The sequence below is a fragment of the Pantoea sp. JZ29 genome (genome assembly GCF_035190385.1).
GTDB classification, from domain to species: Bacteria; Pseudomonadota; Gammaproteobacteria; order Enterobacterales; family Enterobacteriaceae; genus Pantoea; species Pantoea stewartii.
This window is the reverse complement of the sequence record NZ_CP045241.1, coordinates 3,674,853-3,690,819: the sequence shown is the minus strand read 5'-3', so window position 1 is coordinate 3,690,819 and position 15,967 is coordinate 3,674,853. Positions and strand designations below refer to the sequence as shown.

At 54.2% G+C, this 15,967-nt stretch carries 13 protein-coding genes; 12 read left to right on the top strand and 1 reads right to left on the bottom strand.

Features of this window, described 5'->3' with window-relative positions:
- Positions 1-30: 30 nt before the first annotated feature.
- From tal to nhaA, 6 genes are all read left to right on the top strand, one after another.
- Positions 31-984, top strand: coding sequence for a transaldolase (tal, locus tag GC090_RS17145; RefSeq protein WP_033740221.1), 954 nt, complete (start codon positions 31-33; stop codon positions 982-984).
- 116 nt (positions 985-1,100) lie between these two features.
- Complete coding sequence (gene mog, locus GC090_RS17140) at positions 1,101-1,688, top strand: molybdopterin adenylyltransferase (RefSeq protein WP_006117627.1); 588 nt, start codon at positions 1,101-1,103, stop codon at positions 1,686-1,688.
- Positions 1,689-1,792: 104 nt separating this feature from the next.
- Positions 1,793-3,100, top strand: a complete 1,308-nt coding sequence (locus tag GC090_RS17135; protein ID WP_324020517.1) for an MFS transporter — start codon at positions 1,793-1,795, stop codon at positions 3,098-3,100.
- A 408-nt stretch (positions 3,101-3,508) separates the two neighbouring features.
- Entirely contained in the window at positions 3,509-5,419 is a 1,911-nt protein-coding gene (gene dnaK / locus GC090_RS17130) for a molecular chaperone DnaK (protein WP_164482935.1), read from the top strand.
- A gap of 102 nt (positions 5,420-5,521) precedes the next feature.
- Positions 5,522-6,664 (top strand): molecular chaperone DnaJ, encoded by a 1,143-nt coding sequence (gene dnaJ, locus GC090_RS17125; RefSeq protein ID WP_006117631.1) that lies wholly within the window; start codon positions 5,522-5,524, stop codon positions 6,662-6,664.
- A 236-nt stretch (positions 6,665-6,900) separates the two neighbouring features.
- On the top strand, positions 6,901-8,079 hold the full coding sequence (gene nhaA, locus GC090_RS17120) for a Na+/H+ antiporter NhaA (RefSeq protein ID WP_324020515.1): 1,179 nt from the start codon (positions 6,901-6,903) through the stop codon (positions 8,077-8,079).
- Between the two features lie 345 nt (positions 8,080-8,424).
- Here the strand turns inward: nhaA and rpsT are convergent, their stop codons facing one another.
- Positions 8,425-8,688 carry a 30S ribosomal protein S20 gene (rpsT, locus tag GC090_RS17115; protein WP_006117633.1) on the bottom strand — a complete coding sequence of 88 codons (264 nt, stop codon included), beginning with the start codon at positions 8,686-8,688 and terminating at the stop codon, positions 8,425-8,427.
- A 317-nt stretch (positions 8,689-9,005) separates the two neighbouring features.
- Between rpsT and ribF the strand changes: the two genes are divergently transcribed.
- From ribF to dapB, 6 genes are all read left to right on the top strand, one after another.
- Positions 9,006-9,932, top strand: coding sequence for a bifunctional riboflavin kinase/FAD synthetase (gene ribF, locus GC090_RS17110; protein WP_006117634.1), 927 nt, complete (start codon positions 9,006-9,008; stop codon positions 9,930-9,932).
- 29 nt (positions 9,933-9,961) lie between these two features.
- Positions 9,962-12,781 (top strand): isoleucine--tRNA ligase, encoded by a 2,820-nt coding sequence (gene ileS, locus GC090_RS17105; protein ID WP_324020509.1) that lies wholly within the window; start codon positions 9,962-9,964, stop codon positions 12,779-12,781.
- Positions 12,781-13,284: a signal peptidase II gene (lspA, locus tag GC090_RS17100; protein WP_006117636.1), complete on the top strand. Its 504-nt coding sequence runs from the start codon at positions 12,781-12,783 to the stop codon at positions 13,282-13,284. The genes ileS and lspA overlap by 1 nt, the downstream gene beginning before the upstream one ends.
- Before the next feature lie 3 nt (positions 13,285-13,287).
- Positions 13,288-13,758, top strand: coding sequence for an FKBP-type peptidyl-prolyl cis-trans isomerase (gene fkpB, locus GC090_RS17095; protein ID WP_033740226.1), 471 nt, complete (start codon positions 13,288-13,290; stop codon positions 13,756-13,758).
- Positions 13,739-14,689, top strand: coding sequence for a 4-hydroxy-3-methylbut-2-enyl diphosphate reductase (ispH, locus tag GC090_RS17090; RefSeq protein WP_324020508.1), 951 nt, complete (start codon positions 13,739-13,741; stop codon positions 14,687-14,689). The genes fkpB and ispH overlap by 20 nt, the downstream gene beginning before the upstream one ends.
- 212 nt (positions 14,690-14,901) lie before the next feature.
- Positions 14,902-15,717: a 4-hydroxy-tetrahydrodipicolinate reductase gene (gene dapB / locus GC090_RS17085; RefSeq protein ID WP_185199924.1), complete on the top strand. Its 816-nt coding sequence runs from the start codon at positions 14,902-14,904 to the stop codon at positions 15,715-15,717.
- Positions 15,718-15,967 lie beyond the last annotated feature (250 nt).

Sequence of the window (15,967 nt, the reverse complement as noted above, 5' to 3'; positions counted from 1 at the left end):
CACCCTGACAGTTAACTAAGAGAAAAGAACATGACGGACAAACTGACCTCCCTGCGTCAACTGACCACCGTAGTGGCCGACACCGGTGATATCGCAGCGATGAAGCTGTATCAACCCCAGGATGCCACCACCAACCCTTCTCTGATTCTTAACGCTGCTCAAATCCCTGAATACCGTAAACTGATTGATGAAGCGATCGCGTGGGCACGTCAGCAGAGCAACGATAAAGAGCAACAACTGCAACTGGTCTCTGACAAACTGGCCGTAAACATTGGTCTGGAAATCCTTAAACTGGTCCCGGGCCGCATTTCGACCGAAGTGGATGCGCGTCTTTCTTACGACACAGAAGCCAGCATTGCCAAGGCACGCAGCCTGATCAAACTCTATAACGATGCCGGTATCAGCAACGATCGTATCCTGATCAAACTGGCGTCAACCTGGCAGGGTATTCGTGCAGCAGAACAGCTGGAAAAAGAAGGCATCAACTGTAACCTGACGCTGCTGTTCTCCTTCGCCCAGGCGCGTGCCTGTGCGGAAGCGGGCGTGTATCTGATTTCGCCTTTTGTAGGCCGTATCCTCGACTGGTACAAAGCGAACACCGACAAAAAAGAGTACGCGCCACACGAAGATCCAGGCGTGGTATCCGTCTCTGAAATCTATAACTACTACAAGCAACACGGTTATGAAACGGTGGTTATGGGGGCAAGCTTCCGTAACGTCGGTGAAATCATTGAGCTGGCTGGCTGTGACCGTCTGACCATTTCACCTGCGCTGCTGAAGGAGCTGGCTGAAAGCGAGGGCACGCTGGAGCGTAAGCTGAGCTACAGCGGTGAAGTGAAAGCGCGTCCGGAGAAAATGACCGAGTCAGAGTTCCTGTGGCAGCACAACCAGGATCCGATGGCGGTGACCAAGCTGGCGGAAGGTATCCGCAACTTTGCCATCGACCAGGGCAAACTTGAGAAGATGCTGGCAGAAATGCTGTAATCGTTCACCGTGGCGGCACCGTCGCCACGGTTTTCCCTTTCCGTCACGGTTTGTTATTCTTTTCACTACGTCCTTTCCTTATCACCGCACTGCGGTAAACCACAGCGAACAACATCATGAACACATTACGTATCGGATTGATCTCGGTTTCCGATCGCGCAGCGAACGGCATTTATCAGGATCAGGGCATTCCGGCTCTGGAAGCCTGGCTGAGCGGTGCGATCAGCACGCCTTTTGAACTGGAAACGCGACTGGTCCCGGATGAGCAGCCCATGATTGAGCAGGCCATTTGCGAGCTGGTGGACGAACGCTTCTGTCATCTGGTGCTGACCACCGGTGGAACCGGTCCGGCACGTCGTGATGTGACGCCGGATGCGACGTTAGCGGTGGCCGATCGCGAGATGCCAGGATTTGGCGAGCAGATGCGGCAAATCAGCCTGAAGTTTGTGCCGACCGCGATTTTATCGCGCCAGGTGGGCGTGATTCGTAAACAATCCCTGATCCTTAACCTGCCCGGTCAGCCGAAATCCATTAAAGAAACGCTGGAGGGGCTGAAAGACGCGCAGGGCAACGTCCTGGTCCCAGGTATTTTTGCAGCTGTACCTTATTGTTTACAGTTGCTCGACGGACCTTATGTCGAAACCCACGCGGAATGTGTAGCAGCTTTTCGCCCAAAAAGCGCCATACGTGAGATAAATAACTAAATATTCTGCTTTTCAGGAATAAGCTACAGCCTGGCTGGTGTGGTGATAAATTGACGGTATAGTAAGCACAGCTTTACAACCGTTCTCTTTATCTCTGGACGCCTATGACCACACTTGAGACGCCGCGCCTGAAACCTCAGGACTATAAAACGCTGGCACTGGCTGCGCTGGGTGGCGCGCTGGAATTTTACGACTTTATCATCTTCGTTTTTTTCGCCGCCGTTATCGGTGAACTCTTCTTTCCCGCCGATATCCCCGACTGGCTTCGCCAGTTACAGACGTTCGCCATTTTTGCCGCGGGTTATCTGGCGCGTCCGCTTGGTGGCATCATCATGGCGCACTTTGGCGACAAAGTGGGCCGTAAAAAAATGTTCAGCCTGAGCATATTGCTGATGGCCTTACCCACCCTGGCAATGGGCGCGTTGCCCACCTGGTCGTCGATTGGTCTTGCCGCGCCGCTGTTGATGCTGCTTCTGCGCATGCTGCAGGGGGCGGCTATCGGTGGTGAAGTGCCTGGTGCATGGGTGTTTGTGGCGGAGCATGTACCTTACAAACGCATTGGTATTGCCTGCGGCACGCTGACCGCCGGACTGACGATTGGCATCCTGTTGGGATCGGTGGTGGCAACCTTAATTAATACAACGCTGACGCAACAGGCGATTCACGATGGCGGCTGGCGCATTCCTTTCTTTCTGGGCGGGGCGTTTGGCTTAGGCGCCATGTATTTACGCCGCTGGCTGCATGAAACGCCGGTTTTCGTGGAGATGCAGCAGCGCAAAACGCTGGCGCAGGAACTGCCGCTGAAAACCGTGGTCATGAAACATCGAAAATCGGTAGCGATTTCAATTCTGCTGACCTGGATGCTGTCGGCCTGTATCGTTGTGGTGATTTTGATGGCACCGGTCTGGTTGCAGAAACAGCATGGAATGGCGCCGGCGCTGACCTTAAAAGCCAACAGCATTGCGATTATTATGCTGTGTGTGGGCTGTATCGTATCCGGACTGCTGGTGGACCGCTTCGGTACCAGCCGGACATTAAGCACAGGAAGCGTATTGCTCGCACTGTGCAGCGGGCTGTTCTATTCGCTGGCACCGCAGCATCCTGATTACCTGTTTTTGCTTTACGGGCTGGCAGGTCTTAGCGTGGGTGTTGTCGGGATTGTGCCCTTTGTCATGGTGCGCGCGTTCCCCGCCGAGGTTCGCTTCACCGGCCTGTCTTTTTCCTACAACCTTTCCTATGCGGTGTTTGGCGGGCTGACGCCGATTTGCGTAACATTGCTAATGAATGTGTCTCCCCTGGCGCCTGGCTGGTATGTCATGGCGCTGGCGCTGGTGGGACTGATCGTCAGCGTCTGGCTGAGACAGGATATCAGCCACGAGCCTTGCCTGAGTAAAGGCATCAAGCAGGCCTGAACCCTGTACGCGGAGCCCGGCTCCGCGCTTTCTTTTTCTCTGCCAGCCGCGGCGTGCAGTCTGATGCTCGCCGCCGCGCCCTGCGCCAGATAAAAGCGTACCGTACCCGGACTGCCCATTGTATGGATGAACAGAACCGAAACGTGGACTGTTTCGAGGCGGCATTTTGCCGCACTCTCATCAGGGAGCGCGTCAGTTTATTATCTTGGTTAAGGCAGCCTGAGCGGCCGTTGAAAATTTTTTTTCATTTAACCCTTGATGCGCTTCTAAGCGACCCCATTTACTTGTCATCGAGCGTTGTGGACGTTGGAAAAAAAAGCATGTGAGGTCGGGTTGAATGTCATCAACCTGCCCACATAAAAGGTTCACAACCCAAACTGGCAACGAATTTAAGTGGGAGATGTTTAGATGGGTAAGATTATTGGTATTGACCTGGGTACAACCAACTCTTGTGTTGCGGTCATGGACGGCACCAAAGCGCGTGTGCTTGAGAACGCCGAAGGCGATCGCACCACGCCTTCGATCATCGCTTACACACAGGATGGTGAAACTCTGGTCGGACAACCGGCTAAACGTCAGGCTGTGACCAACCCGCAGAATACCCTGTTTGCGATCAAGCGTCTGATTGGCCGTCGCTTCCAGGACGAAGAAGTACAGCGTGATATCAAAATCATGCCTTACAAAATTGTGGGTGCTGATAACGGCGACGCATGGCTGGAAGTGAAAGGCCAGAAAATGGCACCGCCGCAGATTTCTGCGGAAGTGCTGAAAAAAATGAAGAAAACGGCTGAAGATTTCCTGGGTGAGCCCGTAACTGAAGCGGTTATCACCGTTCCGGCTTACTTCAACGATGCTCAGCGTCAGGCAACCAAAGATGCTGGCCGTATCGCAGGTCTGGAAGTCAAACGTATCATCAACGAACCGACGGCAGCGGCGCTGGCGTATGGCCTGGATAAAGGCCAGGGCAACCGCACCATCGCAGTTTATGACCTGGGTGGCGGCACCTTCGATATCTCTATCATCGAAATCGACGACGTTGATGGCGAAAAGACCTTTGAAGTTCTGGCAACCAACGGTGATACGCACCTGGGTGGTGAAGACTTCGACAGCCGCCTGATCAACTATCTGGTGGCAGAATTTAAGAAAGACCAGGGCATCGATCTGCACAACGATCCACTGGCGATGCAGCGCCTGAAAGAAGCGGCCGAGAAAGCCAAGATCGAGCTGTCTTCTGCGCAGCAGACCGATGTTAACCTGCCGTACATTACGGCGGATGCTACCGGTCCTAAACACCTGAACATCAAAGTGACCCGTTCTAAACTGGAGTCGCTGGTTGAAGATCTGGTTGCGCGCTCTATCGAGCCGCTGAAAGTCGCACTGCAGGATGCAGGCCTGTCCGTTTCGGACATCAACGACGTTATCCTGGTGGGTGGTCAGACACGTATGCCACTGGTTCAGGCTAAAGTGACTGAGTTCTTTGGCAAAGAGCCACGTAAAGACGTGAACCCGGATGAAGCGGTGGCGGTCGGTGCTGCGGTACAGGGCGGTGTGTTAGGTGGCGACGTGAAAGACGTTCTGCTGCTGGACGTGACTCCGCTGTCACTGGGTATCGAAACCATGGGCGGCGTGATGACTTCGCTGATCAGCAAGAACACCACCATCCCAACCAAGCACAGCCAGGTGTTCTCGACGGCAGAAGACAACCAGTCTGCGGTGACGATTCACGTGCTGCAGGGTGAGCGTAAGCGTGCCAGCGACAACAAGTCACTGGGCCAGTTTAACCTGGACGGCATTCAGCCTGCGCCACGCGGTATGCCGCAGATCGAAGTGACCTTCGACATTGATGCGGATGGTATTCTGCACGTATCAGCGAAGGACAAAAACAGCGGTAAAGAGCAGAAGATCACCATTAAAGCGTCTTCCGGCCTGAACGAGGACGAGATTGCGAAAATGGTGCGTGATGCTGAAGCGAACGCGGAATCTGACCGTAAGTTCGAAGAGCTGGTGCAGACCCGCAACCAGGGTGACCAGATCGCTCACAGCACACGTAAGCAGCTGGATGAAGTGGGAGACAAACTGTCAGCGGATGACAAAGCCCCAATCGAAGCGGCGCTGAGCGCGCTGGAAACGGCGCTGAAAGGCGAAGATAAAGCAGAGATCGATGCCAAAATGCAGGCGCTGATGGAAGTTTCCAGCAAACTGATGGAAGCCGCACAGCAGTCTCAGGCGGGTGCAGCGGATGCCCACGATGCGTCAGCGAAGAAAGATGACGATGTGGTCGATGCTGAATTCGAAGAAGTAAAAGACAATAAGAAATAATTGCCCCTGACCGGGCGCGACGGTTGCCCTGACAGCCGTTGAAACCAGCACGGGCGTAGGAGTTTTCTCCACGCCCGTGCGATCATGTTAAGGGCTAAATAAATGGCGAAGAGTGATTACTACGAGATTTTAGGCGTCGCCAAATCTGCAGACGAGCGTGAAATCAAAAAGGCGTACAAACGCCTGGCGATGAAATATCACCCGGACCGTAATCCAGGCGATAAAGACGCCGAAACCAAGTTTAAAGAAGCAAAAGAAGCCTACGAAATCTTAACGGACGCCCAGAAGCGCGCGGCCTACGATCAGTACGGTCATGCCGCCTTTGAACAAGGCGGTATGGGCGGAGGTGGATTCGGCGGCGGCTTTGGCGGCGGCGGTGCAGATTTCAGCGATATCTTTGGCGACGTTTTCGGTGACATCTTTGGTGGTGGCCGCCGTCAGCGCGCAGCCCGTGGTTCAGATTTGCGCTACAACATGGAGCTGACGCTGGAAGAAGCGGTTCGCGGCGTGACCAAAGAGATCCGTATTCCGACGTTAGAAGAGTGCGATGTCTGCCACGGCAGCGGTGCCAAAGCGGGGACCAAACCGCAAACCTGTTCGACCTGTCATGGCGCAGGCCAGGTGCAAATGCGTCAGGGCTTCTTCACCGTGCAGCAGGCCTGTCCAACCTGTCATGGCCGGGGTTCGGTGATCAAAGATCCGTGCAACGCCTGTCATGGTCATGGCCGCGTCGAGAAATCCAAAACGCTGTCGGTGAAAATTCCGGCGGGCGTCGACACGGGCGACCGTATTCGGTTGAGCGGTGAAGGTGAAGCCGGTGAGCAGGGCGCACCCGCGGGCGATCTGTACGTTCAGGTGACGGTGAAAAAACACCCGATCTTTGAACGTGAAGAGAACAACCTCTACTGCGAAGTGCCGATCAACTTTGCCATGGCGGCGCTGGGCGGTGAGATTGAAGTGCCTACCCTGGACGGACGCGTGAAGCTGAAGGTACCGGCAGAAACCCAGACCGGTAAGCTGTTCCGCATGCGCGGTCGCGGTGTGAAATCGGTGCGCGGTGGTGCGGTAGGTGACCTGCTGTGCCGTGTCGTGGTGGAAACCCCAGTCAGCCTGAATGACAAGCAAAAAGCGCTGCTGCGTGAACTGGAAGAGAGCTTTGGTGGACCCAGCGGCGAGCACAACAGCCCGCGTTCCAAAAGCTTCTTTGACGGCGTGAAAAAGTTTTTTGACGATTTAACCCGCTAATCGCACGGACGTATGTCACTAAAGCGGAGAGGACATTCTCCGCTTTTTTTATGCCAGCACCAGGGCGGAGGTACGCCGTTACTTAGGGCCCTGTCTTCTCTTGCCTGCTTTCCTTCTTCTCTTTGCTGTCGCCAAAATGTCGACATTACGTAAAAGCGGATAAATTAGCTTTTTATCAGGTTCAGTGAATCGTTACACTGCTCAGCATTGTGTTTTCCGCTCAGGAGGAGTGCATTTTGTCAAAACCTCGTCGTATCAGGCATTTAATTAAAAGTTTTATTGAGAGTGATGCCAGCAACGGTATGGTGTTAATTCTGGCTGCCGTGGTGGCGATGGTTCTCGCGAACAGTGCGTCTACCGCTCAGGGCTACCAGGCGCTGCTGGAGACACCGGTGCAGATTCGCTTCGGTGAGCTGGATATCAGCAAAAATCTGTTGTTATGGATCAATGACGCCCTGATGGCGCTGTTCTTCCTGCTGATTGGTCTGGAGGTGAAGCGTGAACTCATCTCGGGTGAACTGGCCAGCCGCGATCGGGCCGTCTTCCCGGTTATTGCCGCCTTAGGGGGAATGGCGGCGCCTGCCATCCTGTTTTTACTGTTTAATCACGGTGATGAGATCGCCCGCAATGGCTGGGCCATTCCCACCGCGACGGATATCGCTTTTGCGCTGGGCGTGCTGGCCCTGCTGGGCAGCCGTGTCCCGACGGCCCTGAAAGTTTTTTTGATGGCGCTGGCAATTATCGATGACCTGGGGGCGATTATCATTATCGCGCTGTTCTATACCAGCGATCTCTCAGTCACGTCCCTCAGCGTGGCGGTAGGAGCCATTGTCGTGCTGGCCATCCTGAACCGGTGTAATGTGCGTAATATCGCCGTTTATATGCTGGTCGGGCTGGTGCTGTGGACTGCGGTACTGAAGTCCGGCGTCCATGCAACGCTTGCGGGCGTCGTCGTCGGCTTCTTTGTCCCGCTGGAAGAGAAAGACGGTCACTCGCCGGCTGAACATCTGGCGCATGGCTTGATGCCTTGGGTGAACTGGCTGATTCTGCCGCTGTTTGCCTTCGCCAACGCCGGGATTTCCCTGACAGGGATTACCTTTGGCGATGTGCTGTCACCCGAGCCGCTGGGCATCATCCTTGGCCTGCTGATCGGTAAGCCATTAGGGATTACCCTGTTCTGTTGGCTGGCGGTAACGCTGAGGCTGGCGGTGCTGCCCAATGGCACGACGTTGCGCGATATCATGGCGATTGGCGTGCTGTGCGGCATTGGTTTTACGATGTCGATCTTTATCAGCTCGCTGGCTTTTGATGCGGCTCATGAAAAGCTGGTGACATTCTCGAAGCTGGGGATTCTGAGCGGTTCACTGCTCTCGGCCGTGCTGGGTTACACGTTATTGCGATATAAACTGCGGTAAACGAAAGGAGGCGTAAGCCTCCTTTTTGCCTTCCCCGACGCGGTTATGCAGCCAGGGCGAATATAACAGATTACCTTTTTGCGTAAGGGGATAACGCGAAAAGGGCAGATATCGGATCGGGACGGCACAGGCTGAATTATGGGCACCTACCGCTTATGCCTGATAGCGTTTTCCCGTCGTCCGTGGGCTATCCGTTGTCACAGAAAGGCGAGCTTTGAAGCGGTTCGCCATCTGCGCGGGCTGTCCGGCAAGGAAGCGGGAAAGAGGAAGGTCAGCGGTGAATCGCAGACATAAAAAAACCGGCTCAGAGCCGGTTCTTTCAACAAAGCGATAAACAAAAGGCGATTAAGCCAGTTTGTTGATCTGTGCAGTCAGGTTTGCTTTATAACGTGCAGCTTTGTTTTTGTGGATCAGACCTTTAGCAGCCTGACGGTCCACGATTGGTTGCATTTCATTAAATGCATTCTGCGCAGCAGCTTTGTCGCCTGAAGCGATCGCCGCGTATACTTTCTTAACGAAGGTACGCATCATAGAGCGACGGCTTGCGTTATGCTTGCGACGTTTCTCAGATGTTACGGCACGTTTCTTAGCTGATTTGATATTAGCCAAGGTCCAACTCCCAAATATGTTCGATAGAGACAAATCAAAGGCCGAGGACTATGCCTTTTGGACCTTCTGTTGTCAATGGATTTGTGCAAATAAGCGTCGTTCACAAGTGATAACCTGCACGACACTCGGTTACGTATTTGATGGCGCAAGATTCTACCAGCTTCTGTGTCCTGAATACAGTATTTCGCAACAAAATTCTCTTTGTGGCTCTGCGTGCCGGTAAATACGGCCTGTTACGCATGAAAGGCGTGTTCACGGGTTAACCTCGGCGGCTTTCGAGGGTATAATCCGCCGATTTCCACCGGTTTGAGTCAGCCATGAAGTTTATCCGCGGTATTCATAATCTTAATGCGCAGCATCACGGCTGCGTTCTGACCATTGGTAATTTCGATGGTGTGCACCGCGGCCATCAGGCGCTGATGGGGCGGTTGATGGAAGAAGGCCGGAAGCGTCAATTGCCGGTCATGGTGATGGTGTTTGAACCTCAGCCGCTGGAACTGTTTGCCGGTGGCAATGCCCCTGCCAGACTGACCCGCCTGCGCGAAAAACTCAGGTACCTGGCAGAAATCGGCGTGGATTATGTGCTGTGCGTGCGGTTCGATCATCGCTTCGCCGCACTCTCGGCGCAAAGTTTTATCAGCGAATTGCTGGTGAGCAAACTGGGCGTGAACTACCTGGCCGTTGGGGATGATTTCCGCTTTGGCGCTGGTCGGCAGGGGGATTTCCTGCTATTACAGAAAGCCGGAGTAGAATACGGTTTCGACGTCGTCAGCACAGAAACGTTTTGCGACGGCGGTAAACGCATCAGCAGCACGGCGGTGCGTCAGGCGCTGGCTGAGGACAATCTGGCGCTGGCGCAGTCGCTGTTGGGCCATCCTTTCAGTATCTCAGGGCGCGTGGTGCACGGTGATGCACTGGGACGCACGCTGGGATTCCCTACTGCCAATCTCCCTTTACGCCGCTGCGTCTCGCCGGTCAAAGGCGTGTATGCGGTAGAAGTCGAGGGCCTGGGGCCGAAACCCCTGCCCGGCGTCGCCAACATTGGCACGCGCCCGACAGTAAAAGGTTTACGCCAACAGCTTGAAGTTCACCTGTTGGACATCAATATGGATCTCTATGGTCGCCACATTGATGTGGTATTGAAGCAGAAAATACGAAACGAGCAGCGCTTTGCTTCACTGGACGCGTTGAAAGAGCAAATTGCGAAAGACACGGTAACGGCCCGACAATTTTTTGGCCTGTAACCTGAGCAAAAAACGGAATCGAGAATCTGATGAGTGACTATAAATCTACCCTGAATTTGCCGGAAACGGGGTTCCCCATGCGTGGCGATCTGGCCAAACGCGAACCGGGAATGCTGCAGCGTTGGTATGATGACAATCTTTACGGCATCATCCGCGAAGCCAAAAAAGGGAAAAAAACCTTTATCCTGCATGATGGCCCTCCTTATGCGAACGGCAGCATTCATATTGGTCACTCTGTTAACAAGATTCTGAAAGACATTATCGTCAAGTCGAAAGGCATGGCGGGCTACGATTCACCGTATGTGCCGGGCTGGGACTGTCACGGTTTGCCTATCGAGCACAAAGTTGAGCAGATGATCGGTAAGCCGGGCGAGAAAGTCACCGCCGCCGAATTCCGCGAAGCCTGCCGTAAATACGCGGCCGAACAGGTTGAAGGACAGAAAGCCGACTTCATTCGTCTGGGCGTGCTGGGCGACTGGGATCGTCCTTACCTGACGATGGATTTCACGACCGAAGCGAATATCATTCGTGCGCTGGGCAAAATCATCGGTAATGGCCACCTGCACAAAGGCGCCAAGCCGGTGCACTGGTGCATGGATTGCCGCTCTGCGCTGGCGGAAGCGGAAGTTGAGTATTATGACAAAACGTCGCCTTCCATCGATGTCATGTTTAATGCCGTGGATGCGGATGCCGTGCGTGCGGCATTTGGGGTAACGGCCTCAGAAGGCCCCGTTTCGCTGGTCATCTGGACAACCACGCCGTGGACCATGCCTGCTAACCGCGGCATCTCTCTGCACCCCGAATTTGACTATCAGCTGTTGCAGATTGAGGGCCGCAGCCTAATCCTGGCGAAGGATCTGGTTGAGAGCGTCATGAAACGCGCGGGCGTCAGCCACTGGACTGTGCTGGGCACCTGCCAGGGCGCAGCACTGGAGCTTCAACTGTTCCAGCACCCTTTCCTGGCGCAGATCCAGTCGAAGGTGGTTCTGGGCGATCACGTGACGCTGGATGCCGGTACCGGTGCGGTTCACACAGCACCGGGTCACGGTCCGGATGACTATGTGATCGGTCAGAAATACGGTCTGGAAACGGCGAATCCGGTTGGGCCTGATGGCGCTTACCTGCCCGGTACCTATCCCGGGCTTGACGGCATTAACGTCTTTAAAGCTAACGAGTTGATCGTTGAACTGCTGAAAGAGAAGGGCGCGTTGCTGCATGTTGAAAAACTGCTGCACAGCTACCCGCACTGCTGGCGCCATAAAACCCCGATCATCTTCCGTGCTACCCCGCAGTGGTTTATCAGCATGGATCAGAAAGGCCTGCGCGCGCAGTCCCTGAAAGAGATTAAAGGCGTTCAGTGGATCCCGGACTGGGGCCAGGCGCGTATTGAATCCATGGTCGCCAACCGTCCTGACTGGTGTATTTCCCGTCAGCGTACCTGGGGCGTCCCAATGGCGCTGTTCGTCCATAAAGAGACCGAAGAACTGCACCCGGACACTCTGTCGTTGATGGAAAAAGTGGCGCAGCGCGTTGAGCAGGACGGTATTCAGGCATGGTGGGATCTCGATCCCCGCGATCTGATGGGCGATGATGCCGACAACTATGTGAAGGTGCCGGATACGCTGGACGTCTGGTTCGATTCAGGATCGACCAGCTATTCCGTCGTGGATGCGCGCCCGGAATTTGGCGGTAATACGCCGGATATGTATCTGGAAGGATCGGATCAGCACCGTGGCTGGTTTATGTCCTCGCTCATGATCTCGACAGCGATGAAAGGCAAAGCGCCTTATCGTCAGGTGCTGACGCATGGCTTTACCGTTGATGGTCAGGGCCGCAAAATGTCCAAATCCATTGGTAATACCGTTGCGCCGCAGGATGTGATGGATAAGCTCGGGGCAGACATTCTGCGCCTGTGGGTTGCTTCGACCGATTACTCGGGCGAAATGGCCGTTTCTGACGAAATCCTGAAGCGCTCTGCCGATGCCTATCGTCGTATCCGTAACACGGCGCGTTTCCTGTTAGCGAACCTGAGCGGCTTCAATCCGGCCACCGCTCTGGTTAAACCGGAAGAGATGGTGGTGGTCGATCGCTGGGCGGTAGGACGTGCGCAGGCGGCGCAGGCGGATATCGTGGCTTCCTACGAGCACTACGATTTTCACGAAGTGATTCAGCGCCTGATGCAGTTCTGCTCCATTGAGATGGGCTCCTTCTATCTGGATATCATCAAAGACCGTCAGTACACCGCGAAAGGTGACAGTCTGGCGCGCCGTAGCTGTCAGTCTGCGCTGTGGCACATTGTGGAAGCACTGGTGCGCTGGATGGCGCCGATCATGTCTTTCACAGCCGATGAGATCTGGGGCTATTTGCCGGGCGAGCGCGCGAAGTATGTGTTCACTGAAGAGTGGTACACCGGCCTGTTTGGTTTGCCTGAAAACGAAGCGCTGAACGATGCGTACTGGGCTGAACTGCTTAAAGTGCGCGGTGAAGTGAACAAGGTGATTGAGCAGGCACGTAGCGATAAACGCATTGGTGGCGCGCTGGAAGCCTCTGTCACGCTGTATGCTGATGCCGAGCTGGCGGCGAAGCTGAAGGCGCTGGGTAATGAGCTGCGCTTTGTGCTGCTGACCTCCGGTGCTGAGGTTGCCGACTATGCTCAGGCCGACGCTGATGCGCAGCAGAGTGAACTGGTAAAAGGTCTGAAAATCGGCCTGCACAAAGCAGAAGGCGAGAAATGTCCGCGCTGCTGGCACTACACTACTGACGTCGGTCAGAACCCTGAGCACGCTGCGGTGTGCGGTCGCTGTTACACTAACGTAGCCGGAAACGGTGAAGAGCGTAAGTTTGCCTGATGAGTAGACCTGTTTTCTCCACCGGATTGCGCTGGCTGTGGCTGGTGCTGGTTGTTATCGTTGTTGATTTTGTCAGCAAGCAGTGGGTAATGAACAACATGATGCTGCATGAAACGCAGCCGCTGATGCCGTTCCTTAACCTGTTTTACGCGCACAATTACGGCGCGGCGTTCAGTTTCCTCGCGGATAAAGGCGGCTGGCAGCGCTGGTTCTTCGCCGGTATTGCGCTGGCGATTGTGGTGTCGCTGCTGGTGATGATGTATCGCAACAGCGCTCAACAGAAGATCGCCAACAGTGCTTATGCGCTCATTATCGGCGGCGCTGTCGGTAATCTGTTTGATCGTGCGTATCATGGCTTCGTGGTGGATTTTATCGATTTCTATATCGGTAACTGGCACTTTGCTACATTTAATATCGCTGACTGCGGCATCTGTATCGGTGCGGCGTTGGTGGTGCTGGAGGGATTTTTTAATCCGTCCAGCAAGCAGGTTAAAAAAGGGTAAACCATGACTGAGTCTGTACAGCGCGACAGCGCGGTGTTGTTGCATTTCGTTCTGAAGCTGGAAGATGGCTCAGTGGCGGAATCCACCCGCGCCAGCGGTAAACCTGCGCTGTTTCGTCTGGGTGACGGTAGCCTGTCCGGCGCGCTGGAACAGGCACTGCTGGGCTTAAAAGCCGGGGATAAACATCAGTTCTCACTGGCACCGGAAGAGGCGTTTGGCGGTGTCAGTCCTGATCTGATCCAGTACTTTTCGCGTCGCGACTTTAATGAAGCGGGCGAGCCTGAGATTGGGGCTATTATGCTGTTTACCGGCATGGGCGGCAGTGAAATGCCGGGCGTGATTCGCGAAATCAATGGTGATTCAATCACCGTTGATTTTAACCATCCGCTGGCAGGCCATCGCGTTCAGTTTGACATTGAGGTGCTGGAAATCGATCCGGTACTGGAGGCGAACCATGCAAATTCTGCTGGCTAATCCACGTGGTTTTTGTGCTGGCGTCGATCGCGCCATCAGCATTGTTGAAAACGCACTGACGCTGTTTGGTGCGCCGGTCTATGTGCGTCATGAAGTGGTACATAACCGCTACGTGGTGGACAGCCTGCGCCAGCGCGGCGCAATTTTTATTGAGCAAATCAGCGAAGTGCCGGATGGTGCTATCCTGATTTTCTCTGCCCATGGCGTTTCTCAGGCGGTACGTAACGAAGCGAAAAGCCGTGATCTCACGGTCTTTGATGCGACCTGCCCCCTGGTGACCAAGGTGCACATGGAAGTCGCGCGCGCCAGCCGCCGGGGCGAAGAGTCGGTGCTGATTGGTCACGCCGGGCACCCGGAAGTCGAAGGCACCATGGGGCAGTACAATAACCCCAAGGGCGGCATGTATCTGGTGGAGTCCCCGGATGACGTCTGGAAACTGGACGTTAAAGATCATGACCGGCTGTCTTTCATGACGCAAACCACGCTGTCGGTCGATGATACCTCTGAAGTGATTGATGCGTTGCGTGCCCGTTTCCCGAAAATTGTCGGCCCACGTAAAGATGATATCTGCTATGCCACGACAAACCGGCAGGAAGCGGTAAGGGCACTCGCTGAAGAGGCGGATGTCGTGCTGGTAGTCGGATCTAAAAACTCGTCAAACTCTAACCGTCTGGCCGAACTGGCGCAGCGCATGGGTAAAGCGGCTTATCTGATCGACGATGCAGAGGATATCCAGCCCGAATGGATCGCCGCGGCCTGCTGTGTTGGCGTCACCGCGGGTGCATCGGCACCGGATATTCTGGTGCAGAATGTTATCAGCCGTCTGCAGGCGTTAGGTGGCGGCGAAGCCAGAGTCCTGGAAGGGCGGGAAGAAAATATCGTGTTTGAAGTCCCCAAAGAGTTGCGGGTTGATGTCCGCAACGTGCAGTGACAACAAACCTGTAGTAGCAAAAAGGCCGACTCTGTTCGGCCTTTTTGCTATCCGCCGCCCGGCCAACGACGAGGTGAAATTGCTTTTACTGATAATCGCCTTCGCCTGGCATAAAAATTCTTATTATCCCCGAGAAAAAGTGGCGCAGTTGTTATCTCATGGTTAACCTGATTGCGCTTGCATGCATAGTTTTGTTTTAGGAATGAATAAATATGAAGAATATCCGCATTGCCATCGTGGGTGCGCCGGGACGCATGGGCCGTAACCTGATTCAGGCGGTCGTTCATGCCAACGGCGTGGATCTGGGCGCGGCACTGGCACGTCCGGGCTCGTCATTAATCGGCACCGATGCTGGTGAACTGGCGGGCGTGGGCAAACTGGACGTTCCCGTTGTCGATGATCTGCGTGCTGTGATGGATGATTTTGACGTCTTAATCGATTTCACCCGTCCCGAAGGGACGCTGGCCTACCTGGCACTGTGCCGTGAACACCGCAAGGCAATGATTATTGGTACGACCGGATTTGACGAAGCCGGTAAGGCGGCGATTCGTGATGCGGCAACAGAGACGGGGATTGTCTTTGCGGCGAACTTCAGCGTTGGCGTCAATCTGGTTCTGAAGCTGCTGGAGAAAGCCGCTACCGTGATGGGCGATTATGCGGATATTGAGATTATCGAAGCGCATCATCGTCACAAAGTGGACGCTCCTTCAGGAACGGCGCTGGCCATGGGGGAAGCCATTGCCGACGCCATGGACTGGAAACTGGCTGATCATGCCGTTTACAGTCGCGAAGGGCACACCGGCGAACGTAAGGCTCAAACCATTGGTTTTGCAACAGTGCGAGCCGGTGACATTGTCGGCGAACACACGGCCATGTTTGCAGACGAGGGAGAGCGTGTAGAGATTACTCATAAGGCGTCAAGCCGTATGACGTTTGCTAATGGCGCGGTTAAGGCGGCATTATGGGTAAGTGCGAAGAAAAAAGGGCTTTACGATATGCGTGATGTCCTTGATTTAGCCAGTTTGTAATGGGTTTTACCTGTGTGATGTGGTGATTTCAATCGCTAATTCATTGATTGAAAAAGGGCAATAATATTATTGCCCTTAATTTTGTAAAAAAATAAGCCTCTTGTTTATTTTTTCTATATAAATGCTCATAAACTTATTTCTTCTCTCTTCATCTTAACGGTAAACCTGTTAATTTTGACCATTTGGTCAAAATTCATAGCCTTCTAAGGCAGAATAATGCTTCTCCACGATGAGCAAACGATTATTCGAT